Raw genomic sequence first — 19,976 nt, forward strand, 5'->3', positions numbered from 1 at the left:
TTGATGTTGCCGCAAAGCCATGGGCCGCCCCTGCCCATGGCTTTTTGCTGTTGGTCGCCACGGCGGCAGGGCTGCGCCGAATACTCCGCCTGATCAGGCGGCCGGCGTCTGGCCATTCTGCTGCTGGCCCTTGGCCTTGGCGTGCCAATCGAAGTCGATCGAGCCCTCCTCGGCCTTATGGAAAAACTGCGAACACACCAGCCAGCCCTTGAGCGGTCGCAACAGCGCCATGCAGCTCAGCACGGTCAGCGGCAAGGTGATGAACAGGTGCACCCATAGCGGCAGGCCGAATGCCGTCTGGAACCAGGCGCCGAAGGCGAGCGCCGGCACCGCGGCAATGGTCATGGCGAAGAAGGCCGGACCATCGGCCGGATCGGCGAAGGAATAGTCGAGCCCGCAAACCTCGCAACGCGGCGCAAGCTTCAGGAAGCCCTGGAACAGGTGCCCCATCTGGCAGCGCGGGCAGAGCCCCTTGATACCCGTCTTCATCGGGTTGTCGGTGGGGGTAAACCCCTCCGCCGTATATCTGGACCGAGACATGCGCGTCTCCTCCTTGCGGGTCGCAAACATGCGGGCAACGCCACAGCGCGCCCCTACGCCCCGACACATAAGGCGCTTCAGCCTTGCCGGCAAGGTGCAATATGCATATAATTCACATACATTCCTGACAATTGATGAATGTATGGATCTATTGTATGGAGAATGAGCGCGCCGTAAGACGCCTGCGCGGGTCCGCCACATGGGGCAAAATGTCCCCCGGGGTGCGTCGACTTTCCGCGCTGCGCAGATCAAGATGGGGGTCTATTGCAAGGTGTGAGCAATACCTGACGACAATCGACGAGTATTACGCTTCGACCAGCAATCGCGCTCAAGCCGATTGTACATGCAAGAGAGGTCCTTGATGTTCGGCCTAACCGCACTCGAACTGGCCCGCATACAGTTCGGCTTTACCATCTCCTTCCACATCATCTTTCCCGCAATCACCATCGGCCTCGCAAGTTACCTCGCGGTGCTGGAAGGCCTGTGGTTATGGAAGCGCGATACCGTCTACCGCGATCTCTACCATTTCTGGTCGAAGATCTTCGCCGTCAACTTCGCCATGGGGGTCGTCTCGGGCCTTGTCATGGCCTACCAGTTCGGCACCAACTGGAGTTACTTCTCCGCCTTCGCCGGCTCGGTGACCGGGCCGCTGCTCGCCTACGAAGTGCTCACCGCCTTCTTCCTCGAGGCCGGCTTCCTGGGCGTCATGCTGTTCGGCTGGAACCGGGTCGGCCCTGGTTTGCACTTCTTCTCCACCATCATGGTTGCGGTCGGGACGCTGATTTCGGCAACGTGGATTCTCGCCTCCAACAGCTGGATGCAGACCCCGCAAGGCTTCGAAATCGTCAACGGCGTCGTCATCCCGGTGAACTGGTTCGAGATCATCTTCAACCCGTCATTCCCCTACCGCCTGGCGCACATGACCGTCGCCGCCTATCTGGCGACCGCCCTTTTCGTTGGCGCATCGGGCGCCTGGCATCTGCTGCGCGGCAACGACAACCGCCATGTCCGCACCATGATGTCGATGGCAATGTGGATGCTGCTGGTTTCGGCACCGCTGCAGATTGTGATCGGCGACCTGCACGGCCTCAACACGCTGAAGCACCAGCCCGCCAAGATCGCAGCCCTTGAGGGCCATTGGGAAAACAAGCCCGGCGAAGCCGTGCCGCTGACCCTGTTCGGCTGGCCCGACATGGAAAAGGAAGAGACGCTTTACGCGATCAAGGTTCCGAAGCTCGGCAGCCTGATCCTGACACACAGCTGGGACGGCCAGTTCCCCGGCCTCAAGGAATTCGCCAAGGAGGACCGCCCGAACTCGACCGTAGTGTTCTGGAGCTTCCGGGTCATGGTCGGGCTCGGCATGCTGATGCTGCTGCTCGGTGCCTGGGGGCTGTGGCTGCGCTGGCGGGGGCAACTTTACGAAACGAAGCTGTTCCTGCGCTTCGCCACCCTGATGGGTCCAGCCGGCCTGATCGCCATCCTGGCTGGCTGGTACACCACCGAGATCGGCCGCCAGCCATGGATCGTCTATGGCGTGATGCGCACCAAGGACGCCGTGTCGAACCATTCGGTGCTAGCGATGAGCACCACCCTCATTGTCTTCGTCGTGGTCTACTTCATCGTCTTCGGCATCGGCACGAGCTACATGCTCAAGCTGGTCGGCAAGGGCCCCGAAGTCGACGAGCATGATCCGGGCGACGACGACATGACCGGCCGGCCGGCGCGCCCGCTATCTGCCGCCCACGAGCAGATCGACATGTTCGCGCCGACCCACGCCGACAGGAAAGGCTGAACCGATGGGCATCGATCTTCCAGTTGTCTGGGCCGTCATCATCGCCTTTGGCCTGATGATGTATGTCATCATGGACGGGTTCGATCTCGGCATCGGCATCCTGTTCCCCTTCGTCCGCGACCGCGAGCAGCGCGACACAATGGTCAACACCGTCGCCCCGGTCTGGGACGGCAACGAGACCTGGCTGGTGCTCGGGGGTGCTGCCCTGATGGCCGCCTTCCCGCTTGCCTATGCCGTCATCCTCAGCGCGCTCTATCTGCCGCTGGTGCTGATGCTGCTCGGGCTGATCTGGCGCGGGGTCGCCTTCGAGTTCCGCTTCAAGGCCGACCAGCATCACCGCGCATTCTGGGACAAGGCCTTTGCCGGCGGCTCCTATGTCGCCACCTTTTTCCAGGGTGTGTCGCTCGGCGCCTTCCTCGACGGCTTCAAGGTCGAAAACAACGCCTATGTCGGAGGTGCGCTCGACTGGATCACCCCATTCAGCCTGTTCACAGGCTTCGGCCTGATCGTCGCTTATGCGCTGCTCGGCAGCACATGGCTGATCATCAAAACCGAGGGGCCACTCTACGACCGGATGGTTGCCGTCACGCGCCCGATAACGCTCGCCTTGCTCGCGGTGATCGGGGTGGTCAGCCTGTGGACCCCGTTCGCCCATCCCGACATTGCCGAACGCTGGTTCAGCTTTCCCAACATCGTCTTCTTCTCGCCGGTGCCCATTCTCGTGCTTGTCGCCACATGGCTGATCCTGCGCAGCCTGCAGGGCGCACCACATGCCGGGCCATTCATCCTGGCCCTCTTCGTGCTGTTCCTCGGCTACAGCGGGCTCGGCATCAGCCTGTGGCCGAACATCATCCCGCCTGACATCACAATCCGCGAGGCCGCCTCGCCGCCGCAGAGCATGGGCTTTGCGCTGGTCGGCGCGCTGTTCATCATCCCCTTCATCCTCGGTTATACCGCATGGTCCTATTACGTGTTCCGCGGCAAGGTGAAGGCTGGCGAGGGCTACCACTGATGGCCGCCTCCTCACAGGCACCGGCATCGTGGCCGAAGCGGATCGGCTGGCTGGTCCTCATCTGGACAGTCAGCGTCCTGGCGCTCGGCGCCGTGGCCTACCTCTTCCGCCTGCTGATGAATATCGCCGGCCTCACCGTGTGAATTGCAGAACGATCCGATGTACACCGACGTCATTCAACCACCCGGCCCGCGCGGGCTTCATGACCGGATCTATGCCGGCGACATTCTTCGCTTCGGCGCGCTTGCGCCGATGGCCGACCTCGTCAGCTTCACCCAAGCCTTCCTGCAGGATGCGTTCGCGCCCTTCGCACCGGTGGAGATCCATCGCCACCTGTCGCATCACGAGCAGACGGAGAGCTTTGCCCAGCGCCAGCGCGATTTCGCCCGGTCGCCGGAGGTCAGGCGGCTGTGGCGCGATGTCTTCGAGGCCTGCGGCCTGGAGGCGGAAGGGCTCGCACGAGATACCCTCTATCTCAGGTTCCAGCCGCACCAGGATCCGGGCAGCGTCGTGCCGCGTGCCCGCACCACCGCCACCATTGCCTTCCACCGCGACACCTGGGGTTCCAACCTCTATGCCCAGACCAATTGGTGGGCGCCGGTCTACGACATCGATGAAGGGCGCACCTTCGCGATCTAGCCCTCGCTCTGGGATCGTCCGGTCGCGAACACCAGCGCCGACTTCGACCTTGCCGCGCTGCTGGAGCGGTCGAAGGGTGGTGGTCGCAACGCTGTCGACGCCGACGCGGCGATACCTCATCTGACCGAGGAGCTTGAGGTCGCAGACGCTACGCCGGTGGTCATCGCACCGGGTCAGATCATCGCGTTTTCCAGCGCTCATGCCCATGCCGGCGTGCCGAATTCGACCGGCCTGACCCGTATCTCGCTCGAAACACGCACCTTATGGATCGACGATGTTCGTTCAGGTCGCGGCGCGCCCAATGTCGACGGCTTTGCGCGCTGGATGTCGCCCGGCATGTTTCGCCGGGTGAGTGACGAGACCCCGCTGCATCAAATCCTTGGCATGAACCGGATCGAGCATTTCGCCGGCCCACTGCCGAGCGCCATCCCCTAGACGACCATCAACGACATCGCCGACTGCTGCACGAGCAGGTCAGCGACTGTCCCAAGGCTTGCGGCAAGCGACGCCTGATTGGGCGCTGCCCCCAGCCCGAGGCGCACTGCCTCGGGTGCAGGCCCCGAAACCGAGAACGCATCGCTGGTGACGACGCCGATGCCGGCCGAGCGCAGGCGCGCGGCAAAGTCGCTCCGGCTCCAGCCAGATGGAAGCTTCAACCAGACGTGGAAGCATTCGGCATTTGCCTGCACAAGGCTGGACGGCAGCAGTTGCGACGCGATCGCTTGCCGCTGCCTGGCTTCGCTTCGAATTGCCGCCAGCACGGATTGTGCAACCCCAGTCTCGATCCAGCGCGTGGCAAGCGAGGCCGTCAGCGGCGAGGCCATGCCCGCGGTTGCGCGGATGGCGCCGGCTAGATGGGCGACCGTGCGCTCCTGCGGCACCACCACATAAGCCACGCGCAGCGCCGGCGCCAGGCACTTGGCCAGGCCGGCAATGTGATAAGTGATTTCGGGTGCGAGGGCCGCGAAAGTGGCCACCGGATTGACCGGCAAGGCGCCATAAGCGTCGTCCTCAACGATCAGCACATTGTGCTGGCGCGCGATCGCCACGATCTGCTCGCGCCGTACCTGCGACAGCGTCGTTGTTGTCGGATTGTGCAGCGTCGGCGTGCAGTAAAGCAGCTTCGGCGCGCGCTTGCGGCACACATCTTCGAACGCTTCGGGAATCAGCCCTTCCTCATCCATCGCCACGCCGGTGACGCCGATGCGCAGATGCTCGGCAACAGCAAGCAGGCCGGGGTAGGTCAGAGCCTCGGCGCAGATGGTTTCGCCCGGTGCTGCCAACGCCCCCAGCAGCCCCAGCAACGCCCCTTGCGCGCCCGGACAGACCATCAACCGACCAGGGCCGATATCGCCCAGACGCGGCGCCAGCCACATGGCGCCCGCGGCGCGGTCGCGCAGCGTGCCGCCGGCTTCCTGGTAGCGCATCAATAGGCCGAGCCCGTCGCCGGCCTGCAGTTCGGCGATGCCGTCCCACATCTTTGCTGCGAGCTCCGGATCGTCGAACCGCGGCGGCAGGTTCATGCTCATGTCGACGATACCGGTCACCGTCGACGGCGAGTTGGACGGACGACGCATCCTGACATAGGTGCCCTGCCCGACCCGACCTTCGACCAGCCCGCGCTTGCGCGCCTCGGCATAGGCACGGCTCACCGTGGTGAAATCGATGCCAAGCTGGTCGGCAAGTGTCCGCTGCGGCGGCAGCCGAAAGCCGCCGGGCAAGCGGCCAGACGCGATGTCGACCGACAAGGCGTCGGCAATCGCCAGATACAGCGGCCCGTCGGCCTTCGAGATCGCGGGCGACCAGACGTTGACTGTCATGGTGCAACAGGTTCCATCATTGTCGTCCATATATAGGCATAATGTATGCCCAAAGCCACCATCAATGCGTGGGTCTGGTTGCTGAACCCCCAACTGTCCGATCCGCAGACCCCTGTGGCTCAATCGCGCCCGGTGGACGACGCCGAATTCGCATGGGATCATTCTGAAACCAATTGTTTAGGCTGGCTCCGGCCTGCCCACTCATGTGGGCGGCCGCGAGAAGACAGGCCGTCTGCGCGACTTGTCGAGACGCTAACCAGGCAAGTTGTTGGCCGGCCTTGCGATCACTCCAAGGGTTGGCTCGTCGATTGGGTTAGGAGTCGACCGCGACCAAGCGTGTGTCGTCTCGCAGTTGTGGGCTCGCTACGGTATATCCGTCTCTCGTATGAAAGCTCGAACCGTTTCAATGTCCCACGACAGTGGGCGATCGTCGGCATAGTGCGCGACACGTTCACGAACCGATCGATAGATCGCATCCGTTCCAGGCGCGCGCGTTTCGTCGCCAGCCAGGAAGTCCTGCGCCTGAGCAGCCGCCATCAATTCAATTGCCAGGATATATTCGGCGTTGTCGATGACCGCCAGCAGCTTGTTGGCGGCAACGGTCGGATGGGCGAGGAAATCTTCCTGCAACCCTGAGGTAACGCCTCCGTCGGTTGCAGCTGGGGCTGCGAGGCGGCGGTTTACATTGCTCAACGAGGCGGCAGTGTACTGTGCGATCATGAAGCCGGAATTGCAGCCGCCTTCGCTGGCGAGAAATGCTGGCAGATTGTTGACGAGAGGGTTGACCAGACGATCAATCCGCCGTTCGCTCATCCCCGCCACCTGGGCCAGCGCGATCGTCAGGCTGTCGGCCGCCTGGCCCAGTGCCGGCGCAACGGCATGAGCCTCCGAAAAGACCAGCGGGTTTTCCAGCGTACCCGATACCGCCGGATTGTCGGTGACTGAGGCGAGCTCGCGATCGACAAGTTGCGCCGAGCGCTCCATCACCTCAAGTGCTGCACCATGCACATGAGGAACGGCGCGAAGGCTGAGTGCGTCCTGCGTCCGGCGCCCGCGTGCGGCGCCTATCAGGCCGCTACCTTCGAGCAAAGCACGCAGCGTGACGCCCACCGCCTGGATGCCGGGTGACGGCCGCATGGCGAGCACCCGCTCGTCAAATGCCTCCATTTGACCACCCGCGGCTTCAAGCGTCAGCGCCGCCGCAGCATCAGCCCAGCGCAATAGCCGCTCGACGCGCGCCAGCGCTACACACAGGAGCCCAGTTGCGCAGGCGGTGCCGTTTACCAGGCTCAATCCTTCTTTGGCGCCAAGCACCAATGGCTCAACGCCAATGGCGGCCAACGCATCACGGCCATTCATTCGGCGCCCGGCAACTTGCGCCCTGCCCTCACCGATCAAGACCAGCGCAATGTGAGCATTGTGCGTGAGATATCCGGCTGACCCTCGTGACGGAACTTCCGGGATGCAGTCACATTCCAGGAAGCGCAGCAAATGCAGAACGATCGCAGGGCGCACGCCAGAGTGACCATGTGCAAAGTTGGCCACCTGAGATGCGATAATGGCCCGGACGCTGTGCTCAGGCACTGGTTCGCCCACCCCGCAGGCATGGCTGAGGATTATGTTGCGCGACAGTTTTTCCTGCAAAGCTGGTTCGACCACCGTGTTCGAAAGCGCGCCGACCCCAGTGTTCACACCGTAAGCACGCACGCCGTTCTCAACGATACGCGTCACGATACGATTGGCATGTGCAACGCGTTCCCAGGCGGCTGGGGCAAGAGCCAGCATCTCACCTGAGGCAACCCGCGCGATATCGCGCCAATTTGGAGGGGTATCGATTGATATTACCATGGCATGCTCGCGAGATGGCTCATTGGTGACAGATGGCAGATGGCTGGCATTGGATTTGAGACGAGCCGCGACAACGCATCGGCTCGCACCAGTATTCCTCTGTCGGTGCCAACAGGCTGCAGACGCGCCTCCGCTAACTTGAGGTTCGCGCGCTGGAGCGAAGGACATTCCTGCAGTCGCATGAGCAGCCATTGTGACGCCTGCCCACGCTAGCGTTTTTGATAAATGAGCGGTTCCGACAACCAGGCTACGAAAGCGACCTGGACCGGTCGAAAATGCTGCACCAAGAGCTGCCAGACAGGCTGGGCGGAAGATAGCTGTCCTCCACTCCAACCCGGAAGCGGGTGGGCATACCAACTCCGGCGCTACAGCTCGGCTCAAGGCATTCTGACCACGACACCCAAGCTGTCCGGCTGCGCCAGCAGCGGCCGGACAGCGGATCGAGTGCTCGCCTCCCTCACTTACAGGTGCAAAAGCCCAGATCTGCCGGTTAAAAACCGCAATCGACAGGCTATTCCTTGCAGCCTCCCGATCAATCTGATTCCCTGAGCCGGTCCGATTCGGGCAGGGGCGCTGCGCAGGAAACGGAACCATGAACACTTCCAAGAAACCTGAGATCTCGGAAATGAGGCCGAAGCTGACCGTTATCGGTGTCGGCGGCGGTGGCGGCAACGCCGTCAACAACATGATTGCCGAAGGTCTTGAGGGCACAGAGTTCATCGTCGCAAACACCGATGCTCAGGCGCTGACCATGTCGAAGGCCTCGAAGCTGGTTCAGCTCGGCGCGATGGTGACCGAGGGTCTCGGTGCCGGCTCCATGCCGGAGGTCGGTCAGGCGGCAGCCGAGGAATCGATCCATGAAATCATGGATCAGCTCTCCGGCACGCATATGTGCTTCGTGACCGCCGGCATGGGCGGCGGCACCGGAACGGGCGCCGCACCTGTCATCGCACGGGCAGCACGCGCGGCAGGCATCCTCACCGTTGCCATCGTCACCAAGCCGTTCACCTTCGAAGGCAAGCGGCGTATGCAGATGGCCGAACAAGGCATCGAGCTTTTGCGCCAGGCTGCCGACACGGTCATCGTCATTCCGAACCAGAACCTGTTCCGCATCGCCAACGCCAAGACCACCTTCGAGGATGCTTTCGGCATCGCCGACAAGGTGCTCTACTCCGGCGTCAGCTGCATCACCAACCTGATCGTCAAGGAAGGCCTGATCAATCTCGACTTCGCCGACGTGAAGACGGTGATGCGCGACATGGGCCGCGCCATGATGGGCACCGGCGTCGGCAGCGGCGAAAACCGCGCCAGCAAGGCGGCCGAAGCGTCGATCGCCAACCCGCTCATCGACGAAAATTCGATCAAGGGCGCCAGGGGCGTGCTGATCTCGATATCGGGCGGCATGGACATGACGCTGTTCGAGGTCGACGAAGCCGCCACCCGCATCCGCGAGGAGGTCGGTGATGAAGCCGACATCATCGTTGGCGCGATCTTCGACAATTCGCTCCAGGGTCAGTTCAAGGTGTCGGTGGTCGCCACCGGCCTGGCAGCCCCGACCTCGCAAGGCGAGCCGGTCGTCAACATGCGCGGCGAGCCTGCACCGGGTTCGATGCAGCCCTACCACTGAGGCCGAAGTGCCGGACCCGGCCGCCGCTGCGGCCGGGAGGCCAGATAGGTTGGCTCAGTCCCTGTTTCGCGTCATCTCGGCGGCAAAGGTGAAGTGGCGCATCACCAACGCCTGCAGATGCTCGGACAGGCCGGCCTTCGCCACCGCCTGGCGCATGCATGTCAGCCACAAATCGCGCAGTTCCGGGCCAATCGCCACGTGCTCGTGGATTTCCTTCAGCCGCGAATGCCCGTGCTTCTGAACGTAATAGCTCGGACCGCCAAAGAAGCCTGAGAGATAGTTGAACTGTTCCTCACGCGAATGCGCGACGCCATGCCCCCTGCGATGCAACAGATGCAGCTCGGCCGCAGCCTCGTCCTGCTCGACGATATCGTAGAAGATTTCGACCAGCCGGCGTACGGCCTCTTCGCCTCCCAGCTCGAGATAGAGCGAACGTCCCTTTGGCTGTACAGTTTCATTCACGACAGGCGACCTCCTCCCAGTTGCGATCCGTGTCGCACTGACTGTCCGGACATCCGGCATCGCATGGTCAAAGCCTAGCAGCAGAGCCCCTGACGACAAGGGTGGCATACTGCGACTTATTAGCCATCGCTCATTCGTCCATCACTCATTCGTCGGTGACGATGATGTCCATCGGAATGTCGTGCGGCTGCGGATAGATCGTGGCGATCCGGCTGCCTGCGTAGCCGACGCCGACGACGAGCGGTCGCTTGGGCATCGCGGCAAGGGTGCGATCGAAGAAGCCGCCACCATACCCCAGCCGGTAGTTCGCATCGTCAAACCCCACGACCGGCGCGATGACGACATCGGGCAGGATCGCCGGCCCGTTGGCGGGAACGAGGATGTTCCAGACCCCGCGTTCGAGCGGATCGCCCGGCGACCAGGCGCGGAATTCGAGCGGCCAGGCTTTTCTGATGACGACAGGCAGGGCGATCCTGCCGCCGCGCCCAATCACCCGGACGGCCCAGTTGCGCAGATCCGGCTCGCCGCGGAAAGGCCAATAGACACTGACGATCCGGCCGCTGACCTTGCCGATTGCCAGGTCGAGTTCGGCAGCGATGCGCTCGGAGCGAGCCTTGCGTTCCTCGGGATCGGCAAGCAGTCGCTCGTCGATCAGGCGCGCCCGCTCCGCCTTGCGCCATCGCGCGACATCAGGCCACGCGTCCATGGGAGCCGTATCAGTCCGGAAGCCCGGTTCCAGTTCATGCATGAAGCAAGGAGGCGAAGCGTATTCGCGCGTTTCAGGAGGAGCGCCTTTTTGGTCAGACATCATCTTCGTGTCCCGTCTTGGCGGCGAGATCGATCTCGACACGGAAAAGCTGCGCTCCGTCACTCCGAAAGGCAAACGGATTTAAATGCTGCATTGATGCAATTTTTTTGCACTAATGGCGTATGGATATCGACCGCGCCCGCACGTTTCTTGAGATCGTTCATTGCGGCAGCTTCCTCAGGGCCGCCGACCGGCTCCATGTCACCCAGACGACCGTCAGCGCCCGTATCCGCACGCTCGAGGACGAGCTGGGCCGTCAGCTGTTCGTGCGCAACCGCAACGGGGCACAACTGACCCCGGCCGGCCGCGAATTCGAACGCTTCGCCCAGTCGTTCGTTCAGATTTGGGAACGCGCCCGCTACCAGTTGGCCATTCCTTCCGGACGGACAAGCGTGGTTGCGCTGGGCGGCGAGCTCAGCTTGTGGAACCCGCTGCTGCTCGACTGGCTGGTGTGGATGAAGAAGACCAGACCCGAGATTGCCGTTCACGCCCATGTCGGCGTGCCAGACCAGTTGCTCGACCAGCTCAGGAACGGGGTGCTCGACATCGCCGTGCTCTATGCGCCGAAGCTTTTGCCCGGCTTCAAGGTAGAGATCCTCCAGGAAGAGCAGCTCGTGCTGGTCAGGACCTTGCCCGGCAATGGCAGACCGGAGGCCGACACCTATGTCTATGTCGACTGGGGGCCGCTGTTCGCCGCCCAGCACGATGCCAGCTCGACGGCGTTTGGCGAGCCCGGACTTGTCGTCGGCCTCGGCCCGCTCGGCCTGAGCTACATCCTGCGCGCCGGCGGAACGGGCTACTTTCGCAAGGGCGTGGTTGCCCCGCTGATCGCCGCGGGCGAGCTGGAAACCGTCGAAGGCGCGCCCGAATTTACCTATCCGGTCTACGCCGTCTGGCCCGAAGCCAGCGAAGCACGGGCCGACGTGCAGGAGGCGCTGGCGGGGCTGAGGCAGACTGTCCGGTAAAGAAGCGCCCCAAGGCAGGAGCGCCCGCAACTCGGGTCAGGCGCTGCCGATGACCCGCATCAACCGCAGATCGTGACTGCGCCGATGTTGCCGGCACGCGGCCGCAAGGGCAGCACCAAGAACCTCGATGTCGGACACTTCATGAGGCCGCCAGCCGCAAGGGCAGCCATCGGGGCAGGCATGAACGTCGGCCACTTCGCGGTAGATCGACCCGACCGCCTGCGCGGCTAGCCGCATCACCGCAATCGGAGACAGGCCTGTCTTGTGCATGACTTCGCAAAACTCGTTCATGATCGTTGCGCGGATATGCGCCGACGCCTCTTCACTGCGGCGTTCGATCTCGGCCATCTTTGACACTCGATAGTCTCCAGCTGATATGTTGTCCCGCGACAGTCCGGCCCTTCCTCAGGCAGGACGGCGCAGACCCATCGGGACGGTTTTGTCCTGATCCGTGACGAAATCGGAGGCGATTGCCCGCAGCGCCCGGCGCGCTGCGTCTAACTTGCGCATCGCCTCGAACATCGTCTCGCGGTCGGCGCGGTGGCGCTCCAGCTCAACCGCGAAAACGGCATTGCCCACACTGTGGGGTTCCGGCACGGCATTGACGCGCTTCAGGCTCAGATCAGCGTGACGCCTTGCCCGGCGAACCTGGGCGCCCAGCGCTTCGACCTCGGCGAACGTCTCGCGATATCGGCGCATCCCATCGCCCTGCGCCTCGCCGGCATCCTTGAAGGGGTTGACAGGCATCATGACCTGCTGGCCCCTGGCGCAAGCTTGTTGTCGCGGATGCGCGGAAAAGTCTCGCGACCAGCGATGACGACCGGCTCTTCCGCGGCATAGGATTCGGTCGAAAGCGGCTTGGGCTCGACACCCTTGCCGTATTGCAGTTTCTGCCAATGCCCAGGTTGTGGGCGAGCTATGTCATGACGATCGCAGGCCTGCGCCACCTGCTGGTCACGCACGCCAAGCTGCACGGCGATCTCGGTCATCGGCCGTGACCAGACCAATTGATGAAGCTCGGCCCGCGTCAGTTCGACAGCTTGGCTGGTCGCACGCTGACCCAGCCTGCTGATCCGATGCGTCCCAACATTCATCGCCGAAAGAGCTATTGCCACGACCTGGTCCCATCGCGCCGACGGTGGCCGTTGCGGCCGTCCTGTCCCGAGCACAACCGGACCTTATAAAACATGACTATAAATATCAAGTTTAGTTTGGCCCCGAATTTTGCTCTGTCGGCGACGGCCGGAGCCTTCGCCGACGGGCACGAGTTTGCGCACCGAAGCCTTAGGCCGCGTGGTCCGGCGCGTCGTCGTCCTCCGCCTCCGGCTCCGATTGCTCGAAGCTGGCTTGCCAGGTCGTGATCCTTTGGCGGCGTGCTTCATCTCCCAGGCACTCGGCCAGACGGACCTTCTGTCGCAGCGCGACACGCAACGCAGCCCGGGCATGGCGCCCGGCAGGCGCCTGGCCGGCATCGAGGTCCCTGCCCGTCTCCAGCGCGTCGTCGACATAGGCCTTGCCGGCGAGAGCCTCGGCGGTGCCGAAACGGCTTATCAATTCCTGAAACTCGCTATGCAGGGTCAGGTCGAACGGCCGGTCCTTGCCCAGCGGATCGATGACCGGATTGCCCGGATGCAGCGAGCCGACTGGCAACAGGCCAGAGGGGATTGGCGTGTTGGCCGAATGCGTGCGGCCTCCCTTCAGAAGCTTCGGCAGCAGATGGGTATGCGGTCCCTCGGGAGAAACCCCCACCCGTGTCGGGTCCACCGATCTTCTGGTAGACCTCGACACGGCCGATATTGGTCAAGGCGATCCGATGCGGATGGACCGCAAGGATCGCCGGCATTGCCTCATTGCCATGCTCGAACAGCGAACGGCCGAGATTGGCGCGCAAGACGGCCAGCAGCTTTGGCTCGCTGGTGCGGATGCAGAAGTCGCATTGCGGCAAGGACAGGCCCATGTCGAACAGGATGCCGGTGCGGTCAATACCCCGGATCGCGTGATCGTCCGGCCCGATCTCACTCAGCACGCTCCTGCTGCCGCGCCGCGCCTTGACTTCAGGAAGGCACAACGCCACCGCCTGGCTCCAGCGATGCCGCTTCGGACTGAGCGTCTCGTAGGCGACAGGCACCAGTTCGCTCAACGTGCCGCGATCGACACGAATGCCGCCCCGCCGGGTAGCCCGGGTCAGCAGGTGGGTGTCGTCTATCACCGCAACCTCGCCGTCATCCTGATGGAACTCGGCGATGGCGCCAAACGTGCCCATGCTCCATCCGCTGCGCCAGTCGGTCAGGTGGTGACGCAGCAACTGCTCGAGGTAACTCATGGTCGTGCTCCGGTATCGACGGCAACGAGATCGAGCGGCTGGACAACCAGCCCGCCCGCTGTCTCGCCGAAGAAGGCTTCAACGCCATAGACGTCGCGCAGGGTTTGGGCGGTCAGCACTTCATCAGGCGGGCCGTCGGCGACGATCCTGCCGGCGTCGATGAGCAGCAGTCGGGTGCACCAGCGGGCGGCGAGCCCGAGGTCGTGCAGCGAAGCCACGACGCTTCGTCCGCTGCTCGCGAGATCGGCAAACAGGCGCATCAGCGTGATCTGGTGCGATGGGTCGAGGCCTGATGTCGGTTCATCGGCGAGCAGCAGCGGCGTCTCCTGTGCCAGCGCCCGGGCGATCAGCACACGCGCCTTTTCGCCACCCGAAAGCTCGGTCGCAGCGCGGTCCCGAAAGCTGTCGACTTCCATCTTGCGCATTGCGGCGTCGATGGCGTTGCGGTCGGCAAGGGCGAGCGAGGCGAAACTTGGCCGATAGGGCGAGCGACCGAGGCCGACCAGCATCTCGACCGGCACGGCCCAGGCGATCTCGCGCTCCTGCGCGACGTAGGCCATATTCCGAGCGCGCTCCTTCGCGGAGACATGAGCGGCGGCGAGCGCACCCAACGCGATTGCGCCGTCTGCCGGTATCAGTCCGAGCAATGCGCGCAGCAAGGTCGACTTACCGGCTCCGTTCGGGCCGATAAGGCCGACAAACTCACCCGCCATGACGGAAAAGGACACGCCGTTGAGCACCGGCCGGCCGCCGAGCGACGCCCTGAGATCTTGAACATCGAGCAGCATCAGGCAAGCTTCCTTCTCGTGCGATAGACAAGCCACAGGAAGAACGGCGCGCCGACGATTGCGGTCAGAACGCCGAGCTTGAGGTCGCGGCCGGGCGCGACGAGCCGGACAAGGATGTCGGCGGCAAGCAGCATGCAGGCCCCGCCCAAGGCGCTCGCCGGCAACAGCCGCGACGGCCGCGCGCCGACCAGCGGCCTCAGCATATGCGGTACGACGAGCCCGACGAAACCTATGGCGCCCGACACCGCCGTTGCAGCGCCGACGGAAGCCGCGGTGCCGAACACGGCCAGCAACTGCACGCGGCGCATGTCGATGCCCATGCTCGCTGCCGTCTCGTTGCCAAGTGTCAACGCATCGAGCGCCCGGCCGAGCGCCGCCAGCATAGCCCAGCCGACGAGCATGAACGGCAAGGCGAGCCAGACATGGGTCATCGACCTGTCGGTCAGCGAGCCGAGCATCCAGAACATGATCTCGAGCGCGGCGAACGGATTGGGCGACAGGTTGAGCGCCAGCGAAGTCATCGCGCCGGCAAAGCTCGACACGGCGACACCTGCCAGGATGATGGTCAAGGTGCTGCCGCGCAGGCCGGCAAGTGCCTGGACCACGACGACGGCGAGCACGGCGGCAGCCAATGCCGACAGCGGCAAGGCAAGCGGGAAGACAATCGTCAGGCCGGAATAGATGGCGATCACCGCGCCCAGCGAAGCTGAAGCGCTGACGCCGATCAGGCCCGGCTCGGCCAGCGGATTGCGCAGATAGCCTTGAAGTGCCGCACCGGAAAGCCCGAGTGTAGCACCGACCATCAGGCCTAGCAGCGCGCGCGGCAGGCGGATCTCACGCATGATCAGCTCGATGGCGCCGGCCTTGTCGGAAAACAATGCAGCGATGCTGTCGCCGAAGCCGAGGCCCGCCGGACCGACGGTGAGCGAAAGCAGGAACAGAATGGTGGCCAGGATGGCAAGAAGGGCAAGCACGAGCCTGTAGCGGGAGATGTCGCTCACTTGGCGTCCCCCTCGGCGGCATCGCGCAGCAGGCGGGCGGCTTCAAGTGTAAACGGCGCGCCGCAAATGGTGTATCGCGACGGCACCGCCACCGCCCTGCCCTGCCCGGAGACCGCCCGATAGGCCGGGTGGACGAAGTTTTCCTGGGCGAGTGCCGGGGCGCCATAGTCTTCGCCGCCACCGACGACCAAATCTGGTTTGGCCAGCACCAGCATCTCCAGCGGCAACCGCGCCGTGCCGCTGAGCCCGAGCTTGTCTGCAATATTGACCAGTCCGGAAAGCTTGACGATCTCGTCGACGAGCGTTCCGGTGCCCGAGGTGTAGCTGTTGGCGTAGTAGGTCGCGACGGTCTTGCCCGAGGCGCTTTCCTTGCCCAATTGGGCGACGCCACGATCAAGCGCGGCGACATGTTTTGCCGCTTCTTCGCGCCGCTCCAGGACCTCTCCCATGCGCAGGATGTTGGCCCTGATGTCGGCAATGGAGCTGTCCGGCGCGAATTCCTCGACCCGGATGCCGAGGCGCCTCAGCAGCTCAACCGTCGTCCGTGTCGTGTAGGCTCCGGCGAGCACCAGGTCAGGCTGCATCAGAAACACTTCCTCGGCAAGGCCATGATTGACGGCAAAGCCGTTGGTCCGATCGGCCAGCACCGACGTGTTGGGATCGCTTGCGAGATAAGACACTGAATGCAGCTGCCCCTCGGCCGCCAGAAGCATCGCCAGCTGGTCGGTGCAGACATTCATCGACACGACGCGTTTCGGCGGCCCAGCGGCTGCCGGCGCTGATGACAACGCGGCCAGCCCCGCGAGAGCGGACAGCCACGCTCGAAACCGAGCGCAACTGAAACGATTGGTGGGCATGTTACCTCGCATCAGAACACACGCGTGAAGCTCAGATTGAAGCTTCGGCCCGGCGCGCGATAGTTGGTGACGGTCGAATAGTGTTCGTCGAACAGGTTCTCGACCGAAAACTTCAGGCTCGCCCGCTCGTCGAACGTGTAGTTGGCGGCGAAATCCACCGTCACATAGTCCGGCAGCTTGACGGTGTTGGCGGCATTGGCGTAGCGCGCCCCGCCGTAGAGCAGCTTGGCGGTGAGGTCGAGGCTGTCGGTCGCGGCAAAGCTCACCTCGGCGGCCGCCTTGAAGCGATCGCGATAGGGAATGTAGCGGCCGTTGTCCTCATTCTTCGGCGAGCGGTAGTCGATCGAAACCTTGCCACTCCAGCGCTCGTCGAACGCATGCGACAGGCTGGCCTCGATACCGGTCACCTTGGCGCGCGCGACATTGAACGGCAGGTAGGTCGGCGGGTTGGAGGCGATCGCGTCGGTCAGCCAGGTCTGGTAGAAGGCGACGTCAAGCTCGGTCCCCTCGCTTGGACGCCAGTTGATGCCGATCTCATAGGACCGCGACTTCTCCGGCTTCAGGTTGGGATTGGAGTAGTCGGGGTAATAGAGGTCGCTGAACGTCGGCGCCCGGAAGCCGGTGCCGTACGAGGCGCGCGCCACAAGCTCGGGAACGAGCTCGCAGCTGGCACCGATGTTGTAGGTGGTGGCGCCTCCGAACTGTTCATTGTGATCGTAGCGCAGACCGCTGTCGATCGTCAGCGCGCCATAGTCGAGCGAGTACTGGCCGAACACCGCCGCGAGGTCGCGCGAGCCGACACCGAAATCGACAGTCGAAGCCACCACCTCGCGATAGGCCTCGGCACCGCCGACCAGGACATGCCTGACTTCACCTGTTTCAAAGGACTTTTCCGTCGACGCGAAGATGCCGTAGCGCCTAGTGTCGAATTCGCTGCTGCCCACGACGCCGTCACGGACATTGGTCGAATAGTCGAGGTTGCCGGAAAGTTCGACGGTCGAGCTCCAGCTGTCGGAATGCTTCACCCGTGCGCCGATCCTGCCGGCGAAGGTGTCGGTGTCGACTTCATTGGCGGAAGGCGCGGAGGCATCGTACTGGCTGCGGCCCCGGGCAAACAGGCCATCGGCATATAGCCGGCCCCAGCCATACTCCTTGGCGGCTGCGACGTTGAGCGAGCCCTGCAGGAAGCCATCGTCGTCAGGCTCATGTCCCCAGGCCAGCGGCGTGGTGAAGTCGTAGCCGCGCGTGCCGAGGATGGAGCCACCGACGGAGTAATCGATGCCGTCCTCGGTGCGTCCGCGCAGATCGCCTGAGAGATAGCCACCCCAGGGATGCGTGACGCCCGAGGTGATGCTGCCGCAGGCGTTACGGCCGTCGGCACACTGGCCGCCCTGTTTGGTGATGATGTTGACGACACCGCCGATGGCATCGGCGCCATACTGCGCTGAGTGCGGTCCCTTGGCGATCTCGATACGCTCGATCGACGACAGCGGAATGTTGAAGATCGAGCTCGTACCGCTGGTCGCCGACGAACTGCGGACGCCATTGACCAGCACCAGCGTCTGGCCGGCCGACATGCCGCGCAGATAGACACTGGACGACGCCCCCTGGCCGCCATAGCCGATGATTGAAACGCCGGCGTAGCGCTTCAGCAACGACGGCAGGTCAGCTGCCGCGGACTTTCGCAATTCTTCCTCGTCGATCAGGGTGATCGACGACGTCGGGCGAACAAGCGCGGTTTCGCGACGCAGCGGCGTAACGACCAGACGCGGCAGCACGGTCACGCCGCCTGCAGCGGGCGCCTGCTGCGCGCTGGATGGTGTCGGGATGGCCAGCATGATCGCGCCGATGCCCAGGATAAGTCTCTGCATTTCTGCCCTCAAATGGTTTGGGGGGCGCGACAAGGATCGCACCCGGTTTCCAAACCGCAGGCAAGACAGGTCGGCAGGCAGACTTTGGGACAAGATTGACCCGACGGCCTTCCGCATGCGGCAACACTTTCGATGTCACCGCCACGAGCGACCGCGCCTGACCACACCCCGTGGACAAGCATGGGTGACTGGAACGGGCAGGTCTCCTGACTTCCGTGTCACAGCCTTTTTCCGCCTTCCCGAACGCGCGAATGCGTTCAGTGGCATGATGGAAGAGGCTCAACGGTTACAGTTGCGGGGGCAGTCGCGGATTTGGCCTTCGGCCTCACCGTGTTCCCTTTTCATCCGCCTCTCGGCGGAACCGATTCCGAGGCGGACGCTACTCAGGGATGCCGAGGCTTGTCAATCGCAATCATGCGATCGGCCATAAAATATATTGATTTTCAACTAGATAGGATCATTGGACACGGACAAACAGGGCAACTTGTGCAATCGCCCCGGACGCGGCAAGCCCTGCATGGGACCGCCAATTGGACGGCACTGCCCCTCGTGGACAGAGCCACCAGCACATTGCCAACGGGGTCGCGGAAACTGCCGACGACGTGCGCGCTACGGCCATCGACATCATCTTCGCCGCGTCGGTATCATCCGCGCATGTTCAGCCGAGCAAGGTCCTTGTCAGCGCATGATCCTTGTCGGCAAGCCCGTCGATGACGCTGAAGTGATGCCGGTCGGGCTCGACCACTGTAGCGGTGGTGGCGCCAAGCCCGGTCCAGATATTGGAAAGCAATGCGTTCTGGCGCAGGAACTCGGCGCGCTCGCCACCGCCGACCCAGCAGGTGATGCGGACGTTGTCCACCGGCCGCAGCAGCGCCGGCTTTCAGCCAGCGCCTCGGTCTCGTCGATGTGGAGCGTCTTGTTCATGCCGGTGTTGATCAGCGGCCTGAGATCATGAACTCCCGAGAGCGAAACGACATGACGGATACGAGACTGCACCTCGGGCGCAAGCGGCGAAGCAGCCGCGACCATGCGCGACACGAGGTGCCCGCCGGCGGAATGATGACCGGTCAGCATGATCGGCCTTCGACCAACGCGGCCGCCTTGCCTATCGCCGCACCGACCGACCTCGCGCACGATATCGCCGATCCTGACTTCCGGGCACAAGCTGTAGGACGGCATCGCCACCGCGTAGCCGCTGTCGATGGAACCCTTGGCGAGATGCGACCAGTAGCTCTTGTCGAGCGCCATCCAGTAACCGCCATGGACGAAGACGACGAGCCCCTTCGGCGTGCCTTCAGGCAGGAACAGGTCAAGCAGGTTGCGCGGCCTGTCACCATAGGCGATGTCGAACTGCGCTCTCTCATCTGCCGACAGGGCGTCGCGAAACGTCTGTGCCGGTTCCACCCATGCAGCAGGCCAACGATCGCCACCGGCGATGTTGGCGCCATTGCTGTAGGCGTTGTCCCAATCGGCGATACGGCGTTCGAGCATGCGGGCATCCTTCCAAGGCGGCAGCAATTCAGGCGCATAGCAATGGCCAGCGTGCCGGATTGCGTCAATGGGCCAGCGGCAGAAACTTTATGCTTGAAATAATTTTGGTCCGGTGCAATTCTCAGCTCAGCC

19 protein-coding genes, 2 pseudogenes and 1 riboswitch are annotated in these 19,976 nt (G+C 63.5%); of the genes and pseudogenes, 6 read left to right on the plus strand and 15 right to left on the minus strand.

Translation table 11 applies throughout. The features are described 5' to 3' along the window. Positions 1-93: 93 nt before the first annotated feature. A complete protein-coding gene (locus tag SLT36_RS30480; protein WP_067968489.1) occupies positions 94-540 on the minus strand; it encodes a DUF983 domain-containing protein in 447 nt (148 codons plus the stop codon). A 361-nt stretch (positions 541-901) separates the two neighbouring features. Here SLT36_RS30480 and SLT36_RS30485 point away from each other — a divergent pair, with 361 nt between their 5' ends. From SLT36_RS30485 to SLT36_RS30500, 4 genes and pseudogenes are all read left to right on the plus strand, one after another. Further along, complete coding sequence (locus tag SLT36_RS30485; RefSeq protein WP_432288843.1) at positions 902-2,332, plus strand: cytochrome ubiquinol oxidase subunit I; 1,431 nt, start codon at positions 902-904, stop codon at positions 2,330-2,332. A gap of 4 nt (positions 2,333-2,336) precedes the next feature. Then, complete coding sequence (gene cydB, locus SLT36_RS30490; protein ID WP_432288845.1) at positions 2,337-3,344, plus strand: cytochrome d ubiquinol oxidase subunit II; 1,008 nt, start codon at positions 2,337-2,339, stop codon at positions 3,342-3,344. Beyond that, on the plus strand, positions 3,344-3,487 hold the full coding sequence (locus SLT36_RS30495) for a DUF2474 domain-containing protein (protein WP_432288846.1): 144 nt from the start codon (positions 3,344-3,346) through the stop codon (positions 3,485-3,487). Before cydB ends, SLT36_RS30495 begins: the two co-directional genes overlap by 1 nt. 16 nt (positions 3,488-3,503) lie before the next feature. Continuing rightward, positions 3,504-4,418 (plus strand): annotated as a pseudogene (locus SLT36_RS30500) (hypothetical protein). Here the strand turns inward: SLT36_RS30500 and SLT36_RS30505 are convergent. After that, the gene (locus tag SLT36_RS30505) at positions 4,415-5,803 is read right to left on the minus strand and encodes a PLP-dependent aminotransferase family protein (protein WP_432288848.1); all 1,389 of its coding nucleotides are present in this window, start codon (positions 5,801-5,803) and stop codon (positions 4,415-4,417) included. The pseudogene SLT36_RS30500 and the gene SLT36_RS30505 sit on opposite strands and share 4 nt — an antisense overlap. Positions 5,804-6,166: 363 nt before the next feature. Further along, entirely contained in the window at positions 6,167-7,651 is a 1,485-nt protein-coding gene (locus tag SLT36_RS30510; protein WP_432288849.1) for an HAL/PAL/TAL family ammonia-lyase, read from the minus strand. A gap of 592 nt (positions 7,652-8,243) precedes the next feature. Here SLT36_RS30510 and ftsZ point away from each other — a divergent pair. After that, positions 8,244-9,278: a cell division protein FtsZ gene (ftsZ, locus tag SLT36_RS30515; protein WP_182574349.1), complete on the plus strand. Its 1,035-nt coding sequence runs from the start codon at positions 8,244-8,246 to the stop codon at positions 9,276-9,278. Between the two features lie 54 nt (positions 9,279-9,332). Here ftsZ and SLT36_RS30520 read toward each other — a convergent pair whose 3' ends face one another. Continuing rightward, positions 9,333-9,740 (minus strand): group II truncated hemoglobin, encoded by a 408-nt coding sequence (locus tag SLT36_RS30520; RefSeq protein ID WP_182574348.1) that lies wholly within the window; start codon positions 9,738-9,740, stop codon positions 9,333-9,335. Between the two features lie 145 nt (positions 9,741-9,885). Next, positions 9,886-10,548 carry a 5-formyltetrahydrofolate cyclo-ligase gene (locus tag SLT36_RS30525; RefSeq protein ID WP_432289222.1) on the minus strand — a complete coding sequence of 221 codons (663 nt, stop codon included), beginning with the start codon at positions 10,546-10,548 and terminating at the stop codon, positions 9,886-9,888. 122 nt (positions 10,549-10,670) lie between these two features. Between SLT36_RS30525 and SLT36_RS30530 the strand changes: the two genes are divergently transcribed. Continuing rightward, complete coding sequence (locus SLT36_RS30530) at positions 10,671-11,513, plus strand: LysR family transcriptional regulator (protein WP_432288850.1); 843 nt, start codon at positions 10,671-10,673, stop codon at positions 11,511-11,513. Between the two features lie 36 nt (positions 11,514-11,549). On the opposite strand, the gene SLT36_RS30535 is transcribed toward SLT36_RS30530, so the two are convergent. From SLT36_RS30535 to SLT36_RS30580, 10 genes and pseudogenes are all read right to left on the minus strand, one after another. Next, positions 11,550-11,861: a hypothetical protein gene (locus SLT36_RS30535; protein ID WP_154384318.1), complete on the minus strand. Its 312-nt coding sequence runs from the start codon at positions 11,859-11,861 to the stop codon at positions 11,550-11,552. A gap of 57 nt (positions 11,862-11,918) precedes the next feature. Then, positions 11,919-12,263, minus strand: a complete 345-nt coding sequence (locus tag SLT36_RS30540) for a hypothetical protein (RefSeq protein ID WP_432288852.1) — start codon at positions 12,261-12,263, stop codon at positions 11,919-11,921. Then, positions 12,260-12,502, minus strand: coding sequence for a hypothetical protein (locus tag SLT36_RS30545; RefSeq protein ID WP_432288853.1), 243 nt, complete (start codon positions 12,500-12,502; stop codon positions 12,260-12,262). The genes SLT36_RS30540 and SLT36_RS30545 overlap by 4 nt, the downstream gene beginning before the upstream one ends. Positions 12,503-12,797: 295 nt before the next feature. After that, on the minus strand, positions 12,798-13,301 hold the full coding sequence (locus SLT36_RS30550) for a DUF6925 family protein (protein ID WP_432288855.1): 504 nt from the start codon (positions 13,299-13,301) through the stop codon (positions 12,798-12,800). A gap of 10 nt (positions 13,302-13,311) precedes the next feature. Then, a pseudogene (locus tag SLT36_RS30555) lies at positions 13,312-13,836 on the minus strand (DUF6925 family protein); the annotation flags it as partial. Beyond that, positions 13,833-14,627, minus strand: coding sequence for an ABC transporter ATP-binding protein (locus tag SLT36_RS30560; protein ID WP_432289224.1), 795 nt, complete (start codon positions 14,625-14,627; stop codon positions 13,833-13,835). The pseudogene SLT36_RS30555 and the gene SLT36_RS30560, both read right to left, overlap by 4 nt. Beyond that, a complete protein-coding gene (locus tag SLT36_RS30565; RefSeq protein WP_432288856.1) occupies positions 14,624-15,625 on the minus strand; it encodes a FecCD family ABC transporter permease in 1,002 nt (333 codons plus the stop codon). The genes SLT36_RS30560 and SLT36_RS30565 overlap by 4 nt, the downstream gene beginning before the upstream one ends. Next, entirely contained in the window at positions 15,622-16,482 is an 861-nt protein-coding gene (locus SLT36_RS30570) for an ABC transporter substrate-binding protein (protein WP_432288858.1), read from the minus strand. The genes SLT36_RS30565 and SLT36_RS30570 overlap by 4 nt, the downstream gene beginning before the upstream one ends. An 11-nt stretch (positions 16,483-16,493) precedes the next feature. Then, positions 16,494-18,353 (minus strand): TonB-dependent receptor domain-containing protein, encoded by a 1,860-nt coding sequence (locus SLT36_RS30575; protein ID WP_432288859.1) that lies wholly within the window; start codon positions 18,351-18,353, stop codon positions 16,494-16,496. A gap of 179 nt (positions 18,354-18,532) precedes the next feature. After that, positions 18,533-18,734: riboswitch (cobalamin riboswitch) on the minus strand. Between the two features lie 297 nt (positions 18,735-19,031). Continuing rightward, a complete protein-coding gene (locus SLT36_RS30580; RefSeq protein ID WP_432288861.1) occupies positions 19,032-19,844 on the minus strand; it encodes an alpha/beta hydrolase in 813 nt (270 codons plus the stop codon). Between the last annotated feature and the right edge of the window lie 132 nt (positions 19,845-19,976).

It is taken from the genome of Aminobacter sp. BA135 (assembly GCF_050859125.1).
GTDB lineage: Bacteria > Pseudomonadota > Alphaproteobacteria > Rhizobiales > Rhizobiaceae > Aminobacter > Aminobacter ciceronei.

Excerpts from the sequence above, each read along its gene's own strand:
- SLT36_RS30480 (WP_067968489.1), bottom strand. The coding sequence starts at position 540 with ATGTCTCGGTCCAGATATACGGCGGAGGGGTTTACCCCCACCGACAAC.
- SLT36_RS30525 (WP_432289222.1), bottom strand. The coding sequence starts at position 10,548 with ATGTCTGACCAAAAAGGCGCTCCTCCTGAAACGCGCGAATACGCTTCG.
- SLT36_RS30495 (WP_432288846.1), top strand. The coding sequence starts at position 3,344 with ATGGCCGCCTCCTCACAGGCACCGGCATCGTGGCCGAAGCGGATCGGC.
- SLT36_RS30510 (WP_432288849.1), bottom strand. The coding sequence starts at position 7,651 with ATGGTAATATCAATCGATACCCCTCCAAATTGGCGCGATATCGCGCGG.
- SLT36_RS30505 (WP_432288848.1), bottom strand. The coding sequence starts at position 5,803 with ATGACAGTCAACGTCTGGTCGCCCGCGATCTCGAAGGCCGACGGGCCG.
- SLT36_RS30545 (WP_432288853.1), bottom strand. The coding sequence starts at position 12,502 with ATGACCGAGATCGCCGTGCAGCTTGGCGTGCGTGACCAGCAGGTGGCG.
- SLT36_RS30535 (WP_154384318.1), bottom strand. The coding sequence starts at position 11,861 with ATGGCCGAGATCGAACGCCGCAGTGAAGAGGCGTCGGCGCATATCCGC.
- SLT36_RS30485 (WP_432288843.1), top strand. The coding sequence starts at position 902 with ATGTTCGGCCTAACCGCACTCGAACTGGCCCGCATACAGTTCGGCTTT.
- ftsZ (WP_182574349.1), top strand. The coding sequence starts at position 8,244 with ATGAACACTTCCAAGAAACCTGAGATCTCGGAAATGAGGCCGAAGCTG.
- SLT36_RS30580 (WP_432288861.1), bottom strand. The coding sequence starts at position 19,844 with ATGCTCGAACGCCGTATCGCCGATTGGGACAACGCCTACAGCAATGGC.
- SLT36_RS30575 (WP_432288859.1), bottom strand. The coding sequence starts at position 18,353 with ATGCAGAGACTTATCCTGGGCATCGGCGCGATCATGCTGGCCATCCCG.
- cydB (WP_432288845.1), top strand. The coding sequence starts at position 2,337 with ATGGGCATCGATCTTCCAGTTGTCTGGGCCGTCATCATCGCCTTTGGC.
- SLT36_RS30570 (WP_432288858.1), bottom strand. The coding sequence starts at position 16,482 with ATGCCCACCAATCGTTTCAGTTGCGCTCGGTTTCGAGCGTGGCTGTCC.
- SLT36_RS30530 (WP_432288850.1), top strand. The coding sequence starts at position 10,671 with ATGGATATCGACCGCGCCCGCACGTTTCTTGAGATCGTTCATTGCGGC.
- SLT36_RS30540 (WP_432288852.1), bottom strand. The coding sequence starts at position 12,263 with ATGATGCCTGTCAACCCCTTCAAGGATGCCGGCGAGGCGCAGGGCGAT.